Genomic DNA, 8,717 nt, shown 5'->3' with positions numbered 1-8,717 from the left:
GCACAACCGGGTCAACGAGCTGGGCGTGGCCGAGCCGGTGATCCAGAAGCAGGGCGTGGACCGCGTGGTCGTGCAACTGCCCGGCGTGCAGGACACGGCCAAGGCCAAGGACATCATCGGCCGCACCGCCACGCTGGAGCTGCGCATGGTGGACGACAGCGCCGAGGCCCAGGCGGCGCTCAGCGGCTCCGGCCCCGTGCCCTTCGGTACCGAGCGCTACATGGACCGCGGCTTCGGCCCCATCATCGTCAAGCGCCAGGTGGTGCTGACCGGTGACAACCTGAACGACGCCCAGGCCGGCTTCGACGAGAACCAGAATCCTTCGGTCAATCTGACCGTGGACGCCAAGGGCGCCCGCATCATGAAGGAGGTCTCGCGCGAGAACATCGGCAAGCGCATGGCCATCATCCTGTTCGAAAAGGGCAAGGGTGAGGTCGTCACGGCGCCGCGCATCAATTCCGAGCTGGGCAACCGCTTCCAGATCACCGGCGCCATGAGCACGCAGGAGGCCAATGACACGGCCCTGCTGCTGCGCGCCGGCTCCCTGGCTGCGCCCATGGAGATCATCGAGGAGCGCACCATCGGCCCCAGCCTGGGTGCCGAGAACATTGCCAAGGGCATCAACAGCGTGACCTGGGGCTTTGTGGCGGTTGCCGTGTTCATGTGTGTGTATTACGCACTCTTCGGCCTGTTCTCCTCCCTGGCCCTGGGCTTCAACCTGCTGTTGCTGATGGCCCTGCTGTCCATGCTGCAGGCCACCATGAGCCTGCCCGGCATTGCCGCCATGGCCCTGGCCCTGGGCATGGCCATCGACTCCAATGTGCTGATCAACGAGCGCATCCGAGAGGAGCTGCGCAACGGCGCCAGTCCGCAGGCGGCCATCCACGCCGGCTATGAGCGGGCTTTCGCCACCATTCTGGATTCCAACGTCACCACCCTGATTGCGGGCGTGGCGCTGCTGGCCTTCGGTTCGGGCCCCATCAAGGGCTTTGCCGTGGTGCACTGCCTGGGCATCCTGACCTCGCTGCTGTCCTCGGTGGTGTTCTCCCGTGCCTTGGTGAACCTGTGGTACGGCCGCAAGAAGAAGCTCAAGTCCCTGGCCATCGGTCAGGTGTGGAAGCCGGCGCCCGAGGCGCCTGAGGCCCCCAAGGTCTGAGCAAGGGATACACAGACATGGAACTGTTCCGCATCAAACGGGATTTCCCGTTCATGAAGCACGCGTTGCTGTTCAACGCGATTTCCTTCATCACCTTTGCCGTCGCGGTGTTCTTCCTGGTCACCCGCGGCCTGCACTTCTCCATCGAGTTCACCGGTGGTACCTTGCTTGAGGTCGAGACGCACCAGGCGGCCGATACCGAGAAGGTTCGCAAGACCATCGAAAAGATGGGCTATGGCGAGATCCAGGTTCAGAACTTCGGCAGCTCGCGCGATGTGATGATCCGCCTGCCGGTGCGTGAAGGCGAGAAGCAGACCGAGGTGGTGGACAAGGTCTTCACCGAGCTCTGCAAGGCCGAGGACGGCACCGTGAGCGTGCGCCAGCAGATCAGCGACAAGGGCGAGGCCATCAGCAAGCCCGTCTGCACCAATGCCAGCCAGGTCGAGCCGATCAAGCTCTCGCGCTCCGAGGTGGTGGGCCCGGCCGTCGGTGCCGAGCTGGCCTGGGACGCGGCCAAGGCCCTGGGCTTCACGGTGCTGGGCATCGTGATCTACCTGGCCATGCGCTTCGAGTGGAAGTTCGGCGTGGCCGGCATCATTGCCAACCTGCACGACATCGTCATCATCCTGGGCTTCTTCGCCTTCTTCCAGTGGGAGTTCTCGCTGGCGGTGCTGGCGGCGGTGCTGGCGGTGCTGGGCTATTCGGTGAACGAGTCGGTGGTGATTTTCGACCGGGTGCGCGAGGCCTTCCGCAAATACCGCAAGCTGGACACCGCGCAGGTGATCGACCACGCCATCACCTCCACCATGAGCCGCACCATCATCACGCACGGCTCGACCCAGCTGGTGGTGCTGTCCATGCTGATCTTTGGCGGCCCGACCTTGCACCACTTTGCGATGGCCCTGACCATCGGCATCTGCTTCGGCATCTACTCCTCGGTGTTCGTGGCCGCGGCGATCGCCATGTGGCTGGGCGTCAAGCGCGAGGATCTGATCAAGGGTCCGGTCAACAAGGAGGATCCTGACGATCCCAACGCCGGAGCGGTGGTGTAGAGTCATTCGCAAACCCTGATGCGCCGCTATTCGCCTACATGACCGCCACCCGCCAACAAGCCCTGGCTTCCCAAGCGCGGCGTGTCTATCTGGATGCCCTGGTGCGCGGGATCGTGCAGGTCGGCAGCGTCCTGGGCGAGGCTGCCCAGCAACTACTGCTGCTGCCTGCCGAGTACAACGTTGCCCAGGCGCGGCGTGATGGCGTGGCGGCCTGGAACCAGCATGGGCCGGGCTGGCAGCTCGGTTTCGCCGCCGGGCTGCGGCAGGCCGCCTCGCCCGGCGGTGTCAGTGACGCCCGCGCCGCCGCACAAGGCCCCAGCAGCCTGACAGCGGCGCTGTCCCTGGTGGACGACGACACCATCGAGCGCGAGATCATCGCCTCGCGCCTGGCCCTGGCCATGATGGACAAGGCGTCCTGGGAGTTCACCGATCTGCGCACCCGCATCCAGCAACTCGAAGGGCGCGACGAGCTGGGGACCGATGATCTGCTGCGTGCCCATGTGGTGGCCAGTGTGGCCTTGGATGCCTGGTATCGCAGCGGCCTTGGCTCCTCCGAGTGGCAGTTGCTCAAGACGCCCTTGCATCTTGAGTTGGCCCAGCTCCTCGGTGGCGCCTATCACGAGACCAATCACTGGCTGATCGACCAGGGGGTGATGCCCGAGGTCGATCTGCGCCCCTTTATCCGGCGCACGGCGGAGTCGGGGGGCGGCGCCGCAGGGCGCGGGCCCTCGGATGCGGCCGGCGAGACCCCCTTCATGGCGCGCCAGGTGGCGCCGACCGAGATACAGCGCAGCCAGGCCAGTGCAGCCGCCGGCGAAGTCATGGCCTTGCTGCAGCGCGTGGTCAGCCGCCAGGTGCCAGGCTTTGCCGCCGCCACGCCCACCTCCCACGCGCCCACGGTGCTGATGTCGCAGCCGCCCAGTCTGGAACAGGCACGTCCCTCGCGTCTGGCGGCGGCCATGCACCATGCGCAGGAGGCCTTGCAGCGGCGCAGCCAGGTGACCGCCGTGCCCGATATCGAGCTGCCTGCCGCCCAGCAGCTGGAGGAGCTGAACGCGCGCAGCCAGGCGTTCAAGCAGGTGCTCAAGCAAGCGGCCGGCACGCCGGCCGAGCGCGCCACCATCGAGATCGTGGCCCTGCTGTTTCAGAGCATCCTGCAGGAGGAGCGCATTCCGGCCTCGGTGCGGGTCTGGTTTGCCCGCCTGCAGATGCCGGTGCTGCGGGTGGCGGTCAGCGAGCCCGATTTCTTTGCCGCGGCCGACCATCCGGCCCGTGCCCTGATCGACCGCATGGGCGCCTGCGTCATGGGCTTCAACACCCAGTCCGGCAGCGGCGTGGGCGAGGCCCTGGAGCGGGAGATCAAGCGCATCGTGCAGGTGGTCGAGGCCTATCCCGACACCGGCCGGCGTGTGTTCCAGACCGTGCTCACCGAATTCGAGAAGTTTCTGGACCACTACTTCGAGAACGAGAACCAGGCCTCCATGAAGGGCGTGTCCCTGGCCCAGCAGGTGGAGCAGCGCGAGACCTTGGCCATCCAGTACACCATCGAGCTGCGCAAGATGCTCAATGAGGTGCCGGTGCAGGACGGGGTGCGCGAATTCCTGTTCCAGGTGTGGGCCGATGTGCTGGCGGTCACGGCCGTGCGCACCGCCGCGCACTCCGAGGAGACCAAGGCCATGAAGCGCGCGGCGGCCGACCTCATCTGGTCCGCCAGCGCCAAGGTCTCGCGTGAGGAGCGGGCCGAGGTGATCCGCCGGCTGCCGCCCCTGCTCAAGACCCTGCGTGATGGCATGGGCCAGGCCGGCTTGGCTGCCAGCAAGCAGGACGAGCAGATTCGCGCCCTCAACAACTCCCTGGCGGCGGCCTTCACGGCCAAGGCCGCCACCATCCCGCGCGAGCGCCTGGAGGAGCTGATGGATCAGCTCCAGGCCCTGGAGGCCCTGCTGCCCGAGGGAGGCTTGGAGATCAACGAGTCTCTGGTGCGCGACCTCTCGGGCCATGAAAGCGAGGATCTGGAGGTGGTGGCCGAGGGGGGCTCCACCCCCACGCCGGCCATGCTGGCCTGGGCCCGGGAGCTGCAAGTGGGCAGCTGGTACATGCTGGACTATCGGGGGCGCAACGAGGCCGTGCAACTGGCCTGGCGCGGTATGCGCCACCAGCTCACGCTCTTTGTCTCGCCTCAGGGGCGCGGCGTGCTCTTCCAGCTCAGCCGTTTGGCGGCCTTCCTGCAGGCCGGCCTGCTGCTGCCGGCTCAGGACGAAGCCCTGACCGTCAAGGCCACGCGCAATGCCCTGGCCAAGCTGGATGCGGACCCCAGCCGCTTGCTGAACTAGCGGGTCGGGCGGGCGGCAACAGCCGCCAGCTCATTCTCAGTGGATCAAGCGCTCTTCCGGTGCGACGAAGAGCTCGTCCAGGATCAGAGCGTCGGGCTCCTCGCCCAGGCTCCAGAAGACCATCAGCACGATGATCTTCAGATCCTCCAGATCCAGGGGGGCGCCGGGAATGGCCATGGCACGATCGACCACGATCTCGCGCATGGGCGGCGGCAGCACGCCGGCCGACTCCAGAAAGCTGATGAAGCCCACCGAGGCCTCGCCCAGGTGTTCCAGCTCGTCCTTGGAGTAGACGCGCAGGCTGAGCCGGCCCTGCTCGCCCTGATGGCTGCCGGCCGTCGCGGCCAGCCCGTCCAGCCAGGACAGAGCCTCCTGAATTTCATCGCGTTCGAAGCCGACGGCAGACAGCTTGCGGGTCAGCTGGGCGTGGTCCGGGCAGGCGTCCGGGCGCCAATAGGTTTCGTAGAGATAGACCAGCACGTCGAACATGCGAGCACTATAACCCACCCCCCAAAAGCCCCGGGACCCCAACAGCCGCGCGAAAACAGCGCAGTTTGGCCGTCGCCGAGCGGCGGATCGTCCCGGCTTCAGCCCTGGGCGCGGCGCTGAAACAGGGAGCCTGGCAGTCGGGCGACCGCACCGGCCAGCTCCAGCTCCAACAACAGGGCATTCAGCTCACCGGTGGGCCAGCCCCCGCGAGCCTGCAGGGCATCCAGGCTGACCGGGTCATGGCCCATGGCCGCCAGCACCGCCTCCAGGGTCGGCGGGAGTTGGGGGGCGGGGCTGGCGAGGTCGACGACGGCTGTGGCACGAGGTGCCGGGCCGCGAGGCGGGCGCGGCCGGCTCGGATGCAGCTCTTCCAGCACATCCAGGGCGGTTTCCACCAGTTTGGCGCCCTCTCGCAGCAGGGCGTGGCAGCCACGGCTCTGCGCGGCATGGATGGACCCCGGCACGGCAAAGACCTCTCGGCCCGCCTCGGCCGCCAGGCGGGCCGTGATCAGGGATCCCGACTGCAGGGCCGCTTCGACCACCAGGCAGCCCTGGCTCAGGCCGGCAATGATGCGGTTGCGTCGCGGGAAATGGGCGGGCAGCGGCGGCGTGCCCGGGGGGTACTCGCTGAGCAGCAGACCCTGCTCGGCGATACGCAGGCCGAGGGAGCGGTGCGTGGGGGGATAAAGCCGATCCAGCCCGGTGCCCAGCACGGCGATGGTGCCGCCACCGCCTTGAAGTGCTCCCTCATGCGCGGCGCCGTCTATGCCCAGTGCCAGGCCGGAGACGATGCACAGGCCAGCCTCGGCCAGGTCGTGAGCCAGTTCGCGCGCCGTATCCCGCCCCTGGGCGGTGGGGCGCCGGCTGCCAACAATGGCCAGCGCCGGCACATGCAGCCAATCCAGCTGGCCCTCAGCGTAGAGCAGGGGAGGTGGGTCGGCCGTTTGGAGTAGCGAGGCGGGATAGCGGGCATCACCCAGACTGAGCAGCTGGCGGCGGGGCGCGGCCTGCAACCAGTTCCAGCTGCGGTCCAGCAGTTCCGCCAGACCCTGCGGCTCCTGCGCCAGAGCGGCGGCCACGGCCGGCGTCAACACGCTGCGATAGGCCGCAGGCGAGGCGGCCAGGATCTGCTCGGGCGTGCCCAGCGCGGCCAGCAGGCGGCGCTGAGCGGCAGATCCGAGGCCCGGCGTGAGCTGCAAGCGCAGCCAAGCGGCAAGTTCGCGGCGCTCCATGATGGCGCCGCCTGGTTCAGGGCTGGGTGAAGCGGTCGCCCGCGCCCACGGGTTCCTGGACGGAGATGATCAGGGCGTAGGACACGCGCGAATAGGTCTGGAACACGAAGAGCACGCCGTGCCGCTCGTCCGGCAGCTTGATCTCCTCGCGCTTTTCCGCGGTGCGATCGGTCACTCGCCGTCCGTCGCGCCACAGAGCCAGCACATGGCCGCGTTCCAGCCCGTCGCGAGTGCCCCGATTCAAGGCCACGATCTGGTTCTGGCCCGCACTCAGGGCATCGCCATAGACGGAAACGATCTGGCCGGAGATGGGCTGGGCCGGCGCATGCGGGACATAGCGCGAGAAGTTGCGCTGTGGCACCGGCGAGAGTCGATCACCCACGCCGATTTCCTGCTTGTTGGACATGATGCGCAGGGTGGCCGGGACGATTTCGGTCTTGCCGCCGGCCTGCTCGCGGTTCTCGCCGGCGCGCGTGAGCTCGGCCGTGCCCAGGTAGGGCGCCTCGTAGCCCAGGATCTCGCGGGTGCTGGGGTCGCGCAGGGGGCGTGCGCTGCGGAAAACCCGGTAGTCCTTGGCCTGACTCAGCTCGCCGCGGGCATAGGCCGTGTCGCCCTTGGACAGCATGACACGACCCTCCTGAGCCGCCACGATGCGCGGCGCCGTCGCCAGCTCATCGCTGTCGAAAACGATGGCTTCGTTCAGGAAGGGCTCGATCAGATGCTGAGGGATGGCCGTGATGGGGTTGGCATCCTGCGGGCTGGACCGGATCTGCGGGCTCAGCTTGACCGTGCCATCGGGCGTGCTGCCGCCACGGGCCTGGGCGAGCTGGAGCTGGGCCCGTCCGTCGCGCTTGACCAGCATCAGCACCTGTCCCGGGTAGATCAGATGGGGGTTGTTGATCTGCTCGCGGTTCATGCCCCAGAGCTCGGGCCAGCGCCAGGGGCTGGTGAGAAAGAGCTTGGAGATGTCCCACAGCGTGTCACCGGGTTTGACGGTGTGGGCGTCGGGCGCATTGGGCGCGAGCTCCGACAAGGGTACGCCGGCCTGGGCGACCTGCTCGGCGGTCTGGCGTTGGGCGTTGGTGATGGGGTAGTTGGCCGCCAGGGCGGGCGTTGTCAGCAGGGCCGCCGCCAGGGGCAGCAGGGGCATGAACTGGCTGTAGTGCCGCCTCTGGGTCATCAAGCTCGCTCCCGCGCCGCGAGGCCCGCGGCTTCCGGGCTGGCGCTGTCTCATTGAAAAGGGGTGATAGAGCCTCATCCTGGAGGCTCATTCCAAGATCGGCGAAAATCCGCCCTGGCTTGAGGGGATTCTGCCCAGATTCACAGGTGGTCGCAATGAATGCGCCCCACCCGATGGGCCTCTTGCAAGCGCTTACAAACGCGGCGTTGTGTGCAATCCACAGCGCCGGTCCAACCCTGAAGATCCTGTCCATGGCGATCCTGAATATCCTGCGTTATCCCGATGCCCGTCTGCACACCGTGGCCAAGCCGGTGGCGGCGGTCGATGCGCGCATCCAGCAACTCGCCGACGACATGCTGGAAACCATGTACGCCGCCGAGGGCGTTGGCTTGGCCGCCACCCAGGTGGATGTGCACGAGCGCGTGCTGGTGATGGACACCTCGGAAGGCCGCAACGAGCCCCGCGTGCTGATCAACCCCGAGATCGTCGAGGCCAGCACCCAGATGACCGAGGGTGAGGAGGGCTGCCTCTCCGTGCCGACCATCTACGACAAGGTGCCCCGCCACACCAAGGTCAAGGTGCGCGCGCTCGACCGCGAGGGTCAGCCCTACGAGTTCGACGCCGAGGGCCTGCTGGCTGTCTGCGTGCAGCATGAGATGGACCATCTGATGGGCAAGGTCTTCGTGGAGTACCTGAGCCCGCTCAAGCGCGAGCGCATCAAGACCAAGCTGGTCAAGAAGGGCCGCGAAGAGCAGCAGGCCGCTCAGGCCCGCCGCCGCTGAGGCCGCCGCGATGCGCGTCGTCTTTGCCGGTACGCCCGAGTTCGCTCGGGTGGCGCTGGAGCGCCTGCAGGCCGCGGGTTTTGACATCCCCCTGGTGCTGACCCAGCCCGACCGGCCCGCCGGCCGTGGCATGAAGCTGCAGGCCTCGCCGGTCAAGCAGTTCGCGCTGGAGCAGGGCATGGCTGTGGTCCAGCCGCGCAGCCTGCGACTCGATGGCAAGTTCCCCGAGGAGGCCGAGGCCGGCCGCCGGGCCCTGCTCGACGCCCGCCCCGATGTGATGGTGGTGGCCGCCTACGGCCTGATCCTGCCGCAATGGGTGCTGGACCTGCCGCGTCTGGGCTGCCTGAACATCCACGCCTCCCTGCTGCCGCGCTGGCGCGGCGCCGCGCCCATCCACCGCGCCATCGAGGCGGGTGTTTCCGAGACCCGCCTCACCCACATGCCGATGGATTCGGGCCTGGGCACCGGCCACATGCTGCGGCACGAGCGCGCG

General features: G+C 67.7%; 8 protein-coding genes. 5 read left to right on the top strand and 3 right to left on the bottom strand.

Features of this window, described 5'->3' with window-relative positions:
- From secD to ACK5F2_RS10215, 3 genes are all read left to right on the top strand, one after another.
- Nucleotides 1–1,156, top strand: a 1,156-nt coding sequence (gene secD / locus ACK5F2_RS10225; RefSeq protein ID WP_409864469.1) for a protein translocase subunit SecD, incomplete at its 5' end; no start/stop codon positions are given.
- A 17-nt stretch (nucleotides 1,157–1,173) separates the two neighbouring features.
- The gene (gene secF, locus ACK5F2_RS10220) at nucleotides 1,174–2,208 is read left to right on the top strand and encodes a protein translocase subunit SecF (RefSeq protein ID WP_409864468.1); all 1,035 of its coding nucleotides are present in this window, start codon (nucleotides 1,174–1,176) and stop codon (nucleotides 2,206–2,208) included.
- A gap of 38 nt (nucleotides 2,209–2,246) precedes the next feature.
- Nucleotides 2,247–4,541, top strand: a complete 2,295-nt coding sequence (locus ACK5F2_RS10215; RefSeq protein ID WP_409864467.1) for a DUF1631 family protein — start codon at nucleotides 2,247–2,249, stop codon at nucleotides 4,539–4,541.
- 36 nt (nucleotides 4,542–4,577) lie between these two features.
- Here the strand turns inward: ACK5F2_RS10215 and ACK5F2_RS10210 are convergent, their stop codons facing one another.
- From ACK5F2_RS10210 to ACK5F2_RS10200, 3 genes are all read right to left on the bottom strand, one after another.
- Complete coding sequence (locus tag ACK5F2_RS10210; RefSeq protein ID WP_133605013.1) at nucleotides 4,578–5,030, bottom strand: DUF494 family protein; 453 nt, start codon at nucleotides 5,028–5,030, stop codon at nucleotides 4,578–4,580.
- A gap of 98 nt (nucleotides 5,031–5,128) precedes the next feature.
- On the bottom strand, nucleotides 5,129–6,262 hold the full coding sequence (dprA, locus tag ACK5F2_RS10205) for a DNA-processing protein DprA (RefSeq protein ID WP_409864466.1): 1,134 nt from the start codon (nucleotides 6,260–6,262) through the stop codon (nucleotides 5,129–5,131).
- 16 nt (nucleotides 6,263–6,278) lie between these two features.
- Nucleotides 6,279–7,442, bottom strand: coding sequence for a LysM peptidoglycan-binding domain-containing protein (locus ACK5F2_RS10200; RefSeq protein WP_409864465.1), 1,164 nt, complete (start codon nucleotides 7,440–7,442; stop codon nucleotides 6,279–6,281).
- A 251-nt stretch (nucleotides 7,443–7,693) separates the two neighbouring features.
- On the opposite strand from ACK5F2_RS10200, the gene def reads away from it, so the two are divergent.
- Both def and ACK5F2_RS10190 read left to right on the top strand, forming a co-directional pair.
- Nucleotides 7,694–8,224 (top strand): peptide deformylase, encoded by a 531-nt coding sequence (def, locus tag ACK5F2_RS10195; protein WP_409864464.1) that lies wholly within the window; start codon nucleotides 7,694–7,696, stop codon nucleotides 8,222–8,224.
- 10 nt (nucleotides 8,225–8,234) lie between these two features.
- The coding region (locus ACK5F2_RS10190; RefSeq protein ID WP_409864463.1) for a methionyl-tRNA formyltransferase at nucleotides 8,235–8,717 on the top strand (483 nt) is incomplete at its 3' end.

Origin of the sequence: Roseateles sp., from assembly GCF_046300915.1 — a bacterium.
Lineage (GTDB): Bacteria > Pseudomonadota > Gammaproteobacteria > Burkholderiales > Burkholderiaceae_C > Kinneretia.
This window is presented reverse-complemented; position numbering and strand designations above follow the sequence as displayed.

Excerpts from the sequence above, each read along its gene's own strand:
- secF (WP_409864468.1), top strand. The coding sequence starts at position 1,174 with ATGGAACTGTTCCGCATCAAACGGGATTTCCCGTTCATGAAGCACGCG.
- ACK5F2_RS10215 (WP_409864467.1), top strand. The coding sequence starts at position 2,247 with ATGACCGCCACCCGCCAACAAGCCCTGGCTTCCCAAGCGCGGCGTGTC.
- ACK5F2_RS10210 (WP_133605013.1), bottom strand. The coding sequence starts at position 5,030 with ATGTTCGACGTGCTGGTCTATCTCTACGAAACCTATTGGCGCCCGGAC.
- dprA (WP_409864466.1), bottom strand. The coding sequence starts at position 6,262 with ATGGAGCGCCGCGAACTTGCCGCTTGGCTGCGCTTGCAGCTCACGCCG.
- ACK5F2_RS10200 (WP_409864465.1), bottom strand. The coding sequence starts at position 7,442 with ATGACCCAGAGGCGGCACTACAGCCAGTTCATGCCCCTGCTGCCCCTG.
- def (WP_409864464.1), top strand. The coding sequence starts at position 7,694 with ATGGCGATCCTGAATATCCTGCGTTATCCCGATGCCCGTCTGCACACC.